General features: G+C 46.3%; 13 protein-coding genes and 1 other annotated feature. All 13 genes read left to right on the top strand.

Annotated elements, in window-relative coordinates:
- Positions 1 to 57 precede the first annotated feature (57 nt).
- The 13 genes from rlmB (at position 58) to rpoC (ending at position 14211) form a co-directional block, all read left to right on the top strand.
- Positions 58 to 804 (top strand): 23S rRNA (guanosine(2251)-2'-O)-methyltransferase RlmB, encoded by a 747-nt coding sequence (gene rlmB / locus MHB49_RS30535; protein WP_110002409.1) that lies wholly within the window; start codon positions 58 to 60, stop codon positions 802 to 804.
- Between the two features lie 5 nt (positions 805 to 809).
- The gene (locus tag MHB49_RS30530) at positions 810 to 1331 is read left to right on the top strand and encodes an NYN domain-containing protein (RefSeq protein WP_113055845.1); all 522 of its coding nucleotides are present in this window, start codon (positions 810 to 812) and stop codon (positions 1329 to 1331) included.
- Positions 1332 to 1502: 171 nt separating this feature from the next.
- Positions 1503 to 2147 carry an RNA polymerase sporulation sigma factor SigH gene (gene sigH / locus MHB49_RS30525; RefSeq protein WP_247899527.1) on the top strand — a complete coding sequence of 215 codons (645 nt, stop codon included), beginning with the start codon at positions 1503 to 1505 and terminating at the stop codon, positions 2145 to 2147.
- Positions 2148 to 2451: 304 nt separating this feature from the next.
- Positions 2452 to 2601, top strand: a complete 150-nt coding sequence (gene rpmG / locus MHB49_RS30520) for a 50S ribosomal protein L33 (protein ID WP_072735843.1) — start codon at positions 2452 to 2454, stop codon at positions 2599 to 2601.
- 21 nt (positions 2602 to 2622) lie between these two features.
- On the top strand, positions 2623 to 2814 hold the full coding sequence (gene secE / locus MHB49_RS30515; protein ID WP_024633600.1) for a preprotein translocase subunit SecE: 192 nt from the start codon (positions 2623 to 2625) through the stop codon (positions 2812 to 2814).
- A gap of 22 nt (positions 2815 to 2836) precedes the next feature.
- Complete coding sequence (gene nusG / locus MHB49_RS30510) at positions 2837 to 3370, top strand: transcription termination/antitermination protein NusG (RefSeq protein ID WP_024633599.1); 534 nt, start codon at positions 2837 to 2839, stop codon at positions 3368 to 3370.
- A gap of 68 nt (positions 3371 to 3438) precedes the next feature.
- Positions 3439 to 3864 carry a 50S ribosomal protein L11 gene (gene rplK / locus MHB49_RS30505; protein WP_076292159.1) on the top strand — a complete coding sequence of 142 codons (426 nt, stop codon included), beginning with the start codon at positions 3439 to 3441 and terminating at the stop codon, positions 3862 to 3864.
- A 95-nt stretch (positions 3865 to 3959) separates the two neighbouring features.
- On the top strand, positions 3960 to 4652 hold the full coding sequence (rplA, locus tag MHB49_RS30500) for a 50S ribosomal protein L1 (protein WP_024633597.1): 693 nt from the start codon (positions 3960 to 3962) through the stop codon (positions 4650 to 4652).
- 67 nt (positions 4653 to 4719) lie between these two features.
- Positions 4720 to 4868 (top strand) — a sequence feature (ribosomal protein L10 leader region).
- A 23-nt stretch (positions 4869 to 4891) separates the two neighbouring features.
- Complete coding sequence (gene rplJ / locus MHB49_RS30495) at positions 4892 to 5395, top strand: 50S ribosomal protein L10 (protein WP_405154064.1); 504 nt, start codon at positions 4892 to 4894, stop codon at positions 5393 to 5395.
- A 73-nt stretch (positions 5396 to 5468) separates the two neighbouring features.
- A complete protein-coding gene (gene rplL / locus MHB49_RS30490) occupies positions 5469 to 5831 on the top strand; it encodes a 50S ribosomal protein L7/L12 (RefSeq protein ID WP_175394102.1) in 363 nt (120 codons plus the stop codon).
- Between the two features lie 96 nt (positions 5832 to 5927).
- Positions 5928 to 6545: a class I SAM-dependent methyltransferase gene (locus MHB49_RS30485; RefSeq protein ID WP_405157274.1), complete on the top strand. Its 618-nt coding sequence runs from the start codon at positions 5928 to 5930 to the stop codon at positions 6543 to 6545.
- Between the two features lie 393 nt (positions 6546 to 6938).
- Positions 6939 to 10484 (top strand): DNA-directed RNA polymerase subunit beta, encoded by a 3546-nt coding sequence (gene rpoB, locus MHB49_RS30480; protein WP_076292163.1) that lies wholly within the window; start codon positions 6939 to 6941, stop codon positions 10482 to 10484.
- 112 nt (positions 10485 to 10596) lie between these two features.
- Positions 10597 to 14211 carry a DNA-directed RNA polymerase subunit beta' gene (rpoC, locus tag MHB49_RS30475; protein WP_247899526.1) on the top strand — a complete coding sequence of 1205 codons (3615 nt, stop codon included), beginning with the start codon at positions 10597 to 10599 and terminating at the stop codon, positions 14209 to 14211.
- Positions 14212 to 14214 lie beyond the last annotated feature (3 nt).

Here is a 14214-nt window from a genome sequence, read left to right as displayed (position 1 = left end):
GATGTGCCGAACAGGGTGCAGTGTATCACAGGGCGTTATAGAGAGGATCGAACAAAGATGGAAGAAGAATGGATCGCTGGTAAGCACTCCGTGACGGAGGCGCTGCGTTCAGGCCGGACCATTAATAAAATATGGATTGCAGATACAGCACAAAAACATCTGACACAGCCCATTATCGCGGAAGCAAAAAAACTAGGTATTGTTATTCAGCACGTAGATAAGCGTAAACTGGATCAAACCGTTCCAGGCGTTCAACACCAGGGTGTCGTGGCGCAAGCGGCTCCTTATGCTTATGTGGAGGTTGAAGATATTTTAGCTGCAGCGGCTGCAAAAAATGAACATCCATTTTTGATTTTGCTGGATGAGATTGAAGATCCACATAATCTTGGATCGATTTTGCGAACGGCTGACTGCACAGGTGCACATGGTGTCATTGTACCTAAACGGCGTTCAGCTGCAGTTACAGTAACTGTATCCAAAACTTCGGCAGGTGCGGTGGAGTATGTGCCAGTGGCTCGTGTAAGCAATCTGGGCCAAACCATTGACCGTCTCAAGGAAGAGGGCGTATGGGTTGTAGGTACTGATGTGGCTGCTCAGGAGAGCGTGTTTGGTAACGGAGTCTTTACAGGCCCGGTAGCTCTCGTGATCGGAAACGAAAACAAGGGGATGGGACGACTCATTCGTGAGAAATGCGATGTGTTGATCAAATTGCCGATGCAAGGTCAGATTAATTCCCTGAATGCTTCTGTGGCAGCGGGTGTTGTCATGTATGAAGTGCTCCGCTCGCGCCAAGCGCAGGACTAGAAGATATGGCTGATTCCCGTGATGTGCTTCTTGTAGACGGGTACAACATGATTGGTGACTGGCCGGAGCTATCCAGATTGGCGGAAAGTGGATTGGAGGAGGCCCGCAACAGGCTTCTCTCCCGACTAGCCGACTATCAGGCATTCTCCGGCCGGAGAGTCATTGTTGTTTTTGACGCCTACCTCGTGCCTGGACTCGGTAAATCCTTTACACAGAGCAAAGTGCAGATCTTTTTTACAAAGGAAAAAGAGACGGCAGACGAATGCATTGAGAGACTCGTTCGGGAACTGAGCACGCGAAGACGCCAAATCTATGTGGCTACAAGCGATATGGTAGAGCAGCATGTCATTTTTGGACAGGGAGCTCTGCGTGTATCCGCAAGGGAATTGCTGATCGAAGTAGAGCAGAACGAAAAAGAGTTACAGAAACGTCTGGAAGAAGATCAGGCTAAAACAACGCGAAATACACTCGGCGGCAAGTTAAGTCCGGATGTTTTGAAGCAGTTTGAGCGATGGCGCCGGGAATAACAATGCGGTTTTACAAAAATTAGAATTTTGAAACTCTTGACAATTATGTTATTGATGTTCTTTTTTAGGCAGAGCGTGGTTGACGGTGTGAGGTGCCATCATATATACTGGTCCTATATTTCATAGAGTAGAGTAACGGTGTACCTTGCGTTGCAGCCGGAGGGATTGTCTGTGAGTGTCGACCTCAAAGATATCATGTTATCCAAGTATGATTACCAAAGTGACGAAGACATTGTCGAATCGGTCCGTGAAGGTGAAAGCGAAGCGCTGGAGTTTTTGATTAACAAATATCGTAACTTTGTACGCGCCAAGGCAAGATCTTATTTTCTGATTGGGGCTGACCGGGAAGATATCATTCAAGAAGGAATGATTGGACTCTATAAATCCATCAGGGATTTCAAAGGGGACAAGCTCGCTTCTTTTAAAGCCTTCGCCGAGTTGTGTATTACACGACAGATTATTACGGCAATCAAGACAGCTACACGTCAGAAGCATATTCCGCTTAATTCTTATGTATCACTGGACAAACCTATTTATGACGAAGAGTCCGATCGTACGTTACTCGATGTGATTTGTGGAACACAGGTCAGCGATCCGGAAGAACTTATTATCAATCAGGAAGAGTTTGTGGGCCTGGAAGATAAGATGTCTGAGATTTTGAGTGATCTGGAACGTAAAGTATTGATGTTGTATCTGGACGGGAGATCTTATCAAGAGATTGCAGTGGATTTGGACAGACATGTGAAGTCTATTGACAATGCACTTCAGCGCGTGAAGCGCAAACTTGAAAAGTACCTGGAAGTTCGAGATAATTGAACACATGTTGTCGTTGACGGAAAAGGCTCGGGGTTTGAGTCTTTTTTTGCTGCCTCAAGTTTATAAAGTAAAAGAATGATTATACTAGTAATCGCTTGGTCCATGCAGGAGAAGAGAAAAAACAGAGATGCGAAACCAAATGTGTTGGCGAGGAACTATTACCCAATAATGAAAGGCTATTCTTTCATTGACAGGGTTATACCCATATGATAAAGTGTTTTAGGTAGGCCTAAATTCGCGGCTTTTTTTTAGGATCAATTTAGAGACTCCGCTTCAATGTGGAAGTCTTCGGGAGGTGTACATCATGCGGGTAATTATTACTTTGGCTTGTACAAACTGCAAACAAAGAAATTACACTACGACGAAAAACAAGCGTAATCACCCCGACCGCATGGAGATGAAGAAATTTTGCAAGTTTTGTAACGAGCAGACTTCTCATCGCGAAACCAGATAGTTTTTTGGAGGTGTAGTCGGCGTGAAACGTAGTTTCAAATCTCTGATTTCCTTTTTCTCTGAAAGCTGGGCTGAACTTAAAAAAGTTCGCTGGCCTAATCGTAAAGAGCTGACCAACTACACATTGATCGTTCTTGGTACTGTTGTGGTTATGACGCTGTTTTTTTGGGTCGTTGATATCGGCATCTCCGCTGTGATCGAAGCGATTATTTAAGAAGGGTCCCAGGTGGCTTGATATGGAAAAAAGATGGTACGTCGTTCATACCTATTCAGGGTATGAGAATAAGGTCAAAGCCAATTTGGAAAAACGCGTAGAGTCCATGGGCATGGAAGACAAGATTTTCCGCGTTCTTGTTCCTATGGAAGAAGAAGTGGTAAACAAAGACGGTAAGAAAAAAACCGTTATGCGTAAAGTTTACCCCGGATATGTCTTGGTGGAAATGGTCCAGACGGATGACTCTTGGTATGTTGTTCGTAACACGCCAGGTGTTACGGGATTTGTCGGTTCGACAGGTTCCGGGTCCAAACCAACAGCCTTGCTGCCTGAAGAAGTGGAACAAATTCTGAAGCACATGGGCATGGTTGAGCCGAAGCCTAAAATTGAATTCGATATTAAGGAATCCGTACGTATTAAAGTTGGTCCTTTTGCGAATTTTGTGGGCTCCGTGGAAGAAATTTTGGTAGACAAAAGCAAGTTGAAAGTGCACGTGAACATGTTTGGACGGGAAACGCCGCTTGAGTTGGAATATACGCAAGTGGAGAAGATATAGTCTCTTCAAGTTTCTTGTGGGAGGGCTGAGAGGCCCGTTAACCACTATTTTGCAAGGAGGTGTCAATCATGGCAAAAAAGGTAATCAAAATGGTAAAACTGCAAATTCCAGCAGGTAAAGCGAATCCAGCGCCTCCGGTAGGTCCAGCTTTGGGTCAAGCAGGTGTCAACATCATGGCATTCTGTAAAGAGTTCAACGCTCGTACAGCCGATCAAGCGGGATTGATTATTCCTGTTGAAATCACAGTATTCGAAGACCGTTCCTTTACTTTCATCACTAAAACTCCACCAGCAGCAGTTCTGTTGAAAGTGGCAGCTAAAGTAGAAAAAGGATCCGGCGAACCGAACAAGAAAAAAGTCGCTACCGTTAAACGTGATGCGGTACGTCAAATCGCGGAAACAAAAATGCCTGACCTGAATGCTGCTGACGTTGAGTCTGCAATGCGTATGGTCGAAGGTACTGCCCGCAGCATGGGTATCACCATCGAAGACTAATTTTTCATCTGAAACATGGCTTCGTAAAGCCGGCCGATTCGCGGCCGGTTGATGTGGGAGGTATATCCGCTAACACCACAAAGGAGGAATATAACATGGCTAAACACGGTAAAAAATACCTGGAAGCTGCTAAGCTGATTGACAGCGAAGCAACTTACGAGCCTTCAGAAGCTGTAGAGCTTGTGAAAAAGGCAGCCACTGCAAAATTCGATGAAACGATCGAAGCAGCAGTACGCTTGGGCGTTGACCCACGTAAACAAGACCAGGCAGTACGTGGTGTTGTTGTCTTGCCACACGGCACAGGTAAAACACAACGCGTATTGGTATTTGCAAAAGGTGACAAAGCGAAAGAAGCGGAAGCGGCTGGCGCGGACTATGTTGGTGATGCAGACATGATCAACAAAATCCAACAAGGCTGGTTCGAGTTCGACGTCTGCGTAGCGACACCGGACATGATGAGTGAAGTAGGTAAATTGGGCCGTCTGCTCGGCGGTAAAGGTCTGATGCCTAACCCTAAAGCCGGAACGGTAACTTTCGATGTATCCAAGGCTGTTCAAGAAATTAAAGCCGGTAAAATCGAATATCGTCTGGATCGTGCAGGTCAAATTCATGCACCGATCGGTAAAGCTTCTTTCTCGGCAGAGCAACTGAATGAGAACCTTAAAGCTCTCATGGATGCTTTGACTCGTGCTAAACCGGCGGCAGCAAAAGGTGTTTATCTGAAGAATGTAAGTCTTTCTTCCACGATGGGCCCTGGCGCACGCGTGAACGCAGCATCTTTTAGATAATATCACTTGACAGGCTTGTCCTGTTCTGATAATCTATAAAAGTTGTGAGTCCGAGTGACTGACCGTTGACATTTGAATATGCTTGCCGTAGACAGTAGGTGCCATTATGGCTTAATTTCCTGCCGAGGTGTGATTATAGAACTTAGAACGATGTAAATCGATTATGAGTATATATCAAGCCTTCGTGATTCTACGGAGGCTTTTCTTAATGGGATAAATTTGATCAGGAGGTGTACAGTTTGGCAAACGCAAAAGTGATTCAAGCAAAACAAGAGTCCGTTGATGCAGTAACAGCAAAATTGCGCGAGAGCGCTACTAGCGTTGTTGTTGACTATCGCGGTTTGAACGTTGCCCAAGTAACTGAGCTGCGTAAGCAGCTTCGTGAAGCCGGAATCGAATTCCAAGTGCTGAAAAACTCGTTGCTTCGCCGCGCAGCAGCTGCAGCAGAACTGACAGAACTTAACGAAGTACTGACAGGTCCTAGTGCAATTGCATTCAGCGTAGACGACGTAGTGGCTCCAGCCAAAATTCTGAACGACTTCGCGAAAAAGAACGATGCACTGGAATTGAAAGGTGCAGTTGTAGAAGGTCGCGTAATTGGAGTACAAGAAGTCAAAGCGTTGGCAGAATTGCCATCCCGCGAAGGTCTCCTTTCCATGCTCCTCAGCGTGCTTCAAGCGCCAGTGCGCAACTTCGCGCTTGCGGTTAAAGCTGTTGCTGATAAAGAAGAACAAGGCGCGTAAGCAACTTGATCTGAATGCTGCTTAGGCAGTGATGAATTACAAAAAAAATAATATTATATATGGAGGTTCAATCATGAGTAAAGAGCAAATCTTGGAAGCAATCAAAGGCATGACTGTACTGGAATTGAATGATCTCGTTAAAGCAATCGAAGAAGAATTCGGCGTAACTGCTGCAGCTCCAGTAGCTGTTGCAGGTGGCGGAGCTGCTGCAGCTGAAGCTGAGCAATCCGAGTTCGACGTAATCTTGGCAAGCGCTGGCGCTTCCAAAATCAACGTTATCAAAGCAGTTCGTGAAATCACAGGTCTTGGCCTGAAAGAAGCTAAAGAAGTAGTTGACAATGCTCCAAAAGCATTGAAAGAAAAAGTTAGCAAAGAAGAAGCTGAATCCATCAAAGCTAAATTGGAAGAAGCAGGCGCTTCGATCGAAGTTAAATAATTTGGCTTTTATAAGCTAAATGAACAAAACAACAAACCCCTTGACTTATATCAAGGGGTTTGTTGCTGTAATTGTATATGGAAAGTGAGTGAGGACATGTCCAATCATTATTATTCGGACAAACCGCAGGTGGCACATGACAGACGGGCTACAGAAGCGGAGCTACGCGGATGGAAATTACGACTCATTACGGATGCAGGGGTATTTTCCAAAAACGGAATCGATTACGGCAGCAGAGTGTTGATTGATGCTATGGATTTGCCTGCTAGAGCTCATGTATTGGATGTGGGCTGCGGGTATGGACCCATTGGTCTTACAGCAGCCAAACTTGTACCGAATGGACATGTCACCATGATCGATATCAATGAGAGAGCAGTTGAGCTCTCTAGGGAAAATGCAAAAGCGAACGGCATAACAAATGTAACGGTTATGCAAAGCAATCTTCTGGCTGAAGTTAAAAAGGAAGACTTTGACGCGATTCTGACCAATCCTCCGATCCGTGCCGGTAAGGAAACCGTGCATACAATCTTTGAACAGGCTTATGGTCATTTGAAGATGGGCGGAGCGTTATGGATTGTCATTCAGAAAAAGCAGGGAGCACCTTCGGCAAAAGCGAAGCTGGAATCTCTCTTTGGAAGAGTGGAGGAAGTAACGAAGGACAAAGGCTACCGGATTTTCAAAGCGACAAAGTTGGAAGAGACACCTTTAGGCTAAATCCTGATTTGTAAAGTAAGCAGGGTAGCATTTTTTTTGCAATAGGACTATTGACTTGAAATTCAGGTCGTGGTATTATTGTAAAATGTCAGTATTAAGATGCCCTATTTGGCTTTAGCTAACTAAAAATGTCAACCTTTTTTACGCCGAACGGGCTTATTATGCCTACGTTTGGCGTATAATATGTACATTTTGGGCAAACTGGGGATAAGTATGATTTTGGAAAGACATCCGCCGATCAAAGTTGCTCTTTTTTCGAACGACATTCGAGTAAGGGCTTTTCTTTATTTGTGGATGCATTGCTTTGCTCTGTATGTGTACCATTATAAGGTTACAAACAGAGGTTCGCAACGAAATTTTTAAAGTGAGTAGACATTGAGGGGTGAGTTTAAGTTGGCAGGACATCTTGTTCAATATGGTCGACGCACTCGGCGCAGTTATGCACGAATTAACGAGATACTCGAAGTTCCGAACCTGATTGAGATCCAACAAAAATCTTACGATTGGTTTTTGGAGGAAGGGTTGCGCGAAATGTTCCAGGATATCTCGCCGATCCAGGATTTTACAGGTAACTTGATTTTGGAATTTATCGATTACAGTCTCGGTGAACCGAAGTATACAGTAGACGACGCGAAAGAGCGTGACGTTACTTATGCAGCACCGCTTCGGGTCAAAGTCCGGCTCATTAATAAGGAAACCGGCGAAGTCAAAGAGCAGGAAGTATTCATGGGAGATTTCCCGCTGATGACCGACACCGGCACATTTATTATTAATGGTGCGGAACGGGTTATTGTCAGCCAGTTGGTTCGCTCTCCTAGCGTTTACTTCAGTACCAAAGTAGATAAAAACGCCAAAAAAACGTATACCGCTACAGTTATTCCTAACCGCGGCGCTTGGCTCGAACTGGAGATGGACGCGAAGGATGTTGTTTACGTCCGGATCGACCGCACACGTAAAATACCGGTGACGGTTCTCCTGCGTGCACTTGGTTTTGGCACAGACGCTGAGATTCTGGATCTGCTCGGTAATGACGAATATATTCGCAATACGCTGGACAAAGACAATACGGATTCCACGGAGAAAGCGCTGATTGAAATTTATGAGCGTCTTCGCCCGGGCGAGCCGCCAACGCTGGATAACGCGAAAAGCTTGCTTGTAGCCCGTTTCTTTGATCCAAAACGTTATGACCTGGCTAATGTGGGTCGTTACAAAATCAACAAAAAGCTTCACATCAAGAACCGTTTGTTCAACCAACGTTTGGCTGAGTCTCTTGTGGACACCGAAACTGGCGAAATTATCGCTGAAGCAGGTCAAATGATAGACCGTCGTTTGTTGGATGAAATTATGCCGCAACTGGAGAAGAGTGTTGGTTTCCGCACATATCACGTTGCTAACGGCGTTTTGGATGCCAATGATATCCCGATGCAAACGATTGATGTATTTTCACCGATTGAGGATGGTAAGGTCGTTAAACTGATTGCCAATGCTAATATTGATAAATCAGTGAAGAACGTTACACCGGCTGATATTATTTCCTCAATCAGTTACTTCATTAACCTTTTGCATGGAATCGGCAGCACAGATGATATCGATCACCTGGGTAACCGTCGTCTTCGTTCGGTTGGTGAACTCTTGCAAAACCAATTCCGTATCGGTTTATCCCGTATGGAACGTGTAGTTCGTGAGAGAATGTCTATTCAGGATGCTAACGTAATCACGCCTCAGGCTTTGATTAACATACGTCCTGTTATCGCATCCATTAAAGAGTTCTTCGGTAGCTCCCAATTGTCACAGTTTATGGATCAAACGAACCCGCTGGGTGAGTTGACGCATAAACGCCGTCTGTCCGCACTCGGACCGGGTGGTTTGACACGTGAGCGTGCCGGCATGGAAGTCCGTGACGTGCATCCATCCCACTATGGCCGGATGTGTCCAATCGAGACACCGGAGGGACCAAACATTGGTTTGATCAACTCCCTGTCGACATTTGCCCGTGTGAACGAATATGGATTCATTGAAGCTCCTTATCGCTGGGTAGATCCGAAGACTGGTGTCGTAACCGAGCAAATCGATTACCTGACAGCAGACGAAGAGGACAACTATGTCATCGCGCAAGCGAATGCGAAGCTGAATGAAGACAGCACTTTTGCCGAAGAAGCGATCATTGTACGTTACAACAAGCAGTCGGATAACATCCTTACGATGCCGAGTGAACGTGTTGACTACATGGACGTATCTCCTAAGCAGGTAGTATCTGTCGCTACGGCGCTCATTCCGTTCCTTGAGAACGATGACTCCAACCGTGCGCTTATGGGATCGAACATGCAGCGGCAAGCCGTTCCACTCTTGATTCCTAAAGCTCCGCTGGTGGGAACAGGTATGGAACACAAAGCCGCAAAAGATTCCGGTGTATGTATTGTCTCCAAATATGACGGGATTATTGAACGTTCTTCTGCGAATGAGATTTGGTTGCGTCGTGTTGAAGAAGTCGATGGTCAAGAAGTCAAAGGCGATATCGTTAAATATAAATTACACAAATTTATGCGTTCGAACCAAGGAACATGCATTAACCAACGTCCGATTGTCAAAAGAGGTGCTGTTGTCAAAGCTGGCGACATCCTTGCAGACGGTCCTTCGACGGAAATGGGTGAATTGGCACTGGGACGTAACGTCGTTGTTGCTTTCATGACTTGGGAAGGTTACAACTACGAGGATGCGATTCTACTCAGCGAAAAACTCGTCAAAGAAGATGTGTATACATCCATTCATATCGAGGAATATGAGTCTGAAGCGCGTGATACCAAGCTCGGGCCTGAAGAGATCACACGTGATATCCCTAACGTAGGGGAAGAAGCGCTGCGTAATCTGGATGAGCGTGGTATTATCCGTATCGGTGCAGAAATCAGTGCCGGTGACATTCTGGTTGGTAAAGTAACACCAAAAGGTGTAACAGAACTGACTGCAGAAGAACGTCTCCTGCATGCGATCTTTGGTGAGAAAGCGCGTGAAGTGCGTGACACTTCCTTGCGTGTACCTCACGGTACTGACGGTATCGTAGTAGATGTAAAAGTCTTTACCCGTGAAAACGGTGATGAACTGCCTCCAGGTGTTAACCAGCTCGTTCGTGTTTATATCGCTCAAAAACGGAAAATTTCCGAGGGTGATAAAATGGCCGGACGTCACGGTAACAAAGGGGTCGTGGCCCGTATCCTGCCGGAAGAAGATATGCCTTTCCTGCCGGACGGTACACCAGTTCAAATCGTTCTTAACCCACTGGGCGTACCTTCCCGGATGAACATTGGTCAAGTACTTGAAGTTCACTTGGGTATGGCAGCCATGCAGCTCGGTATTCACGTAGCTACTCCTGTATTCGACGGTGCGAAGGAGTATGACGTCTTCGATACGATGGAAGAAGCAGGTATGCAGCGTAATGGTAAAACCGTTCTGTACGATGGACGTACGGGAGAAGAATTCGAACGTGAAGTTACTGTCGGCGTCATGCATATGATCAAGCTGGCGCACATGGTTGATGATAAAATCCATGCTCGTTCCACAGGTCCTTACTCACTCGTTACGCAACAGCCTCTGGGTGGTAAAGCCCAGTTCGGTGGACAACGTTTCGGGGAGATGGAAGTATGGGCGCTTGAGGCTTATGGTGCGGCCTATACACTGCAAGAAATCTTGACCGTTAAGTCCGATGATGTTGTAGGTCGGGTGAAAACGTATGAGTCCATCGTCAAAGGCGAGAATGTTCCTGAACCAGGTGTTCCTGAATCATTCAAAGTATTGATCAAAGAGCTGCAAAGCTTGGGTATGGACGTTAAGATTTTGAGCGAAGATGAGCAAGAGATTGAAATGAAAGAAATGGACGATGAAGATGACGCTGCGAGCGATAAGCTCAGCCTCAACCTTGAGGGTACAGAGGTCGGAGCGGAGTAACCGCTTCGGGCGCATGATGACCGGCGTTTTTCATCAGGCTCGCGTCTTGCTCCGGCTTCGGCCGGAGGGGGCGTAACCTAGAATACAGGACTTGGTTAAGGAGGGTTGCTCCTTGTTGGACGTCAACAATTTCGAATACATGAAGATCGGGCTTGCTTCCCCAGAAAAAATTCGTTCTTGGTCCCGCGGAGAAGTGAAAAAACCGGAAACGATCAACTATCGTACGTTGAAACCGGAAAAAGAAGGGCTGTTCTGCGAAAAGATTTTTGGCCCTACAAAAGACTGGGAATGTCATTGCGGTAAATACAAACGCGTCCGTTATAAAGGCGTTGTCTGTGATCGTTGTGGCGTTGAAGTCACACGTGCGAAAGTACGCCGCGAACGGATGGGCCATATTGAGCTCGCTGCTCCGGTATCGCATATCTGGTACTTCAAAGGTATTCCGAGCCGTATGGGTCTCGCATTGGATATGTCTCCAAGATCTCTCGAGGAGATTATTTATTTTGCATCATATGTAGTAACTGATCCAGGAGAAACTCCACTGGAGAAAAAACAGCTGTTGTCCGAGAAAGAATACCGCAGCTACCGCGAAAAATACGGATACGGATTCCAAGCGGGCATGGGTGCAGAAGCGGTTAAGAAACTGCTTCAAGACCTGGATGTGGAAAAAGAGCTTGAGTTCCTGAAGGAAGAGCTCCGGACTGCACAAGGGCAACGTCGCAACCGTGCAATCAAACGTTTGGAAGTCATTGAGGCTTTCCGCAACTCGGGCAATAAACCTGAGTGGATGATCATGGATGTACTTCCTGTTATCCCGCCGGAACTTCGTCCAATGGTACAGCTGGATGGCGGACGTTTTGCAACGTCTGACTTGAATGACTTGTATCGTCGTGTAATTAACCGGAACAACCGTCTGAAACGCTTGCTTGACCTTGGCGCACCAGACATTATCGTGCAAAACGAAAAACGGATGCTGCAGGAAGCTGTTGATGCATTGATCGACAACGGCCGTCGTGGACGCCCTGTAACGGGTCCTGGTAACCGTCCTTTGAAATCCCTCAGCCACATGCTGAAAGGTAAACAAGGACGTTTCCGTCAGAACTTGCTCGGTAAACGGGTTGACTATTCGGGTCGTTCCGTTATCGTAGTTGGACCTTACCTGAAAATGTATCAGTGTGGTCTGCCTAAAGATATGGCACTTGAACTGTTCAAGCCTTTCGTTATGAAAGAGCTTGTAAATAAAGGGCTTGCCCACAACATCAAGAGCGCTAAACGTAAAGTTGAGCGTGTAAGTCCTGAAGTATGGGATGTTCTTGAAGAAGTAATTAAGGAGCACCCGGTTCTGTTGAACCGTGCCCCTACGCTTCACAGACTCGGTATTCAAGCATTTGAACCGATTCTCGTTGAAGGTAAAGCAATCCGTCTTCACCCGCTCGTATGTACAGCATACAATGCCGACTTTGACGGTGACCAAATGGCCGTGCACGTTCCGTTGTCTGCTGAAGCTCAAGCAGAAGCACGTATCCTGATGCTTGCATCAGGTAACATTTTGAACCCGAAAGACGGTAAACCGGTTGTTACCCCTTCCCAGGATATGGTGCTTGGTTCTTATTACCTGACCATGGACAACAAGGAAGAAAAAGGAACAGGTATGATTTTGCGCACGGTAAATGAAGCTGTATCCGCGTACCAACGTGGCACTGCAGGTTTGCATGCACGTGTAGCAATCCCGGTTAGAGCACTTGGCAAAACTAGCTTTACCGATGAACAGCAAGATGCAATGTTGCTGACTACTGTCGGCAAAATCATCTTTAATGAAATCTTCCCGGCAAGTTTCCCTTACATCAATGATGCAACTCGTGCGAACCTTTACCAAGGTACTGCCGAGCATTCATTTGTTTATGAGAAGGGTGCTGACCTTAGAGAAGCAATTTTGAATGCTCCTCAGGCTGGTGGTGTTGGTAAAGAATATCTCGGTTCAATCATCGCTCGTTGTTTCGAAATTTACCATACAACGGAAACAGCCGTTATATTGGATAAAATCAAACAACTCGGATTCACATACTCTACTCGTGCCGGTATTACGGTTGCAGTATCGGATGTTGTCGTTCCGGAAGAGAAAACCGAGATTCTTAAACAGTCGGAAGAAAAAGCACAAATCGTTACGAACCAGTACCGTCGTGGTCTGATTACGAACGAAGAGCGCTATGACCGCATCATTGATATCTGGTCGAAATCGAAAGATGATATCACCGAGATTCTGATGAAATCGATGGATCGTTACAACTCCATCATGATGATGGTTGACTCCAAAGCACGGGGTAACAAATCGCAAATCACCCAATTGGGCGGTATGCGTGGTCTGATGGCCAACCCATCCGGTCGAATCATTGAACTCCCAATCAAATCGAACTTCCGTGAAGGTCTGACGGTACTCGAGTACTTCATCTCGACTCACGGTGCCCGTAAAGGTTTGGCCGATACGGCCCTGCGTACAGCGGATTCAGGTTACCTGACTCGTCGTCTCGTAGACGTGGCACAAGACGTGATCGTGCGTGAAGATGATTGTGGTACAGATAAAGGCTTTACGGTAAGTCGTATCCAGGATGGTAAAGAGGTTATTGAGGATCTCTACGACCGTATTGAAGGCAGATACTGCTTCGAAACTGTTCGTCATCCGGAAACGAAAGAAGTTATTGCACACCGCAATGAGCTGATTGATTCCGATAAAGCAGAGGCAATCATCAAAGCTGGCGTAACCAAATTGCAAATCCGCTCCGTACTCAGCTGCCGTGCTCGTCACGGTGTCTGCAAGAAGTGTTATGGTCGTAACTTGGCGACTGGTAAACACGTGGAAATCGGTGAAGCAGTTGGTATTATCGCAGCACAATCCATTGGTGAGCCAGGAACACAGTTGACAATGCGTACGTTCCACACCGGTGGTGTAGCCGGAGACGATATTACGCAAGGTTTGCCGCGTATCCAGGAGTTGTTTGAGGCTCGTAATCCTAAGGGTCAAGCAACAATCAGTGAGATTGATGGTGTTGTCAAAGAGATTCGCGAAGCGAAAGATCGTCGCGAAATCGAAATTCAAGGTGAAGCAGAATCCAAAGTTTACTCTGTTACCTACGGTTCCCGTGTGCGCGTAAGCGAAGGCATGGAAATTGAAGCTGGTGACGAGTTGACAGACGGTTCTATCGATCCAAAAGAAATGCTGCGCATTAAAGGCGTACGTGGCGTACAGAACTACATTTTGCAGGAAGTACAGCGCGTATACCGTAACCAAGGCGTAGAAATCAATGACAAGCACGTTGAAGTTATGATCCGTCAAATGTTGCGTAAAATCCGTATCGTCGATGCAGGGGACACTACGTTGTTGCCAGGATCGTTCGTGGATACGCATGAGTACGAAAGAGCTAACAAAACAGCGATTCTGAGTGATAAAGAGCCAGCGGTTGCGAAACCAATCCTGCTCGGTATTACGAAGGCATCCCTGGAAACAGACTCCTTCCTCTCAGCGGCATCGTTCCAAGAGACTACACGTGTCCTGACAGATGCAGCGATCAAAGGTAAAGTCGATCAGTTGCTCGGTCTGAAAGAAAATGTAATCATCGGTAAATTGATTCCTGCAGGTACGGGTATGAACCGTTACCGCAGCATCAAATTTGCTGAACCAGAAGATGGCCAATCTTCAGTAGAAGAACTTGAGCCAGTTTCGGTTGATTAAATT

It is taken from the genome of Paenibacillus sp. FSL K6-0108, assembly GCF_045040695.1.
In the GTDB taxonomy this organism is placed as follows: Bacteria; Bacillota; Bacilli; order Paenibacillales; family Paenibacillaceae; genus Paenibacillus; species Paenibacillus pabuli_B.
The sequence above is the reverse complement of the archived record's forward strand: the minus strand, read 5'-3'. Positions and strand labels throughout refer to the sequence as shown.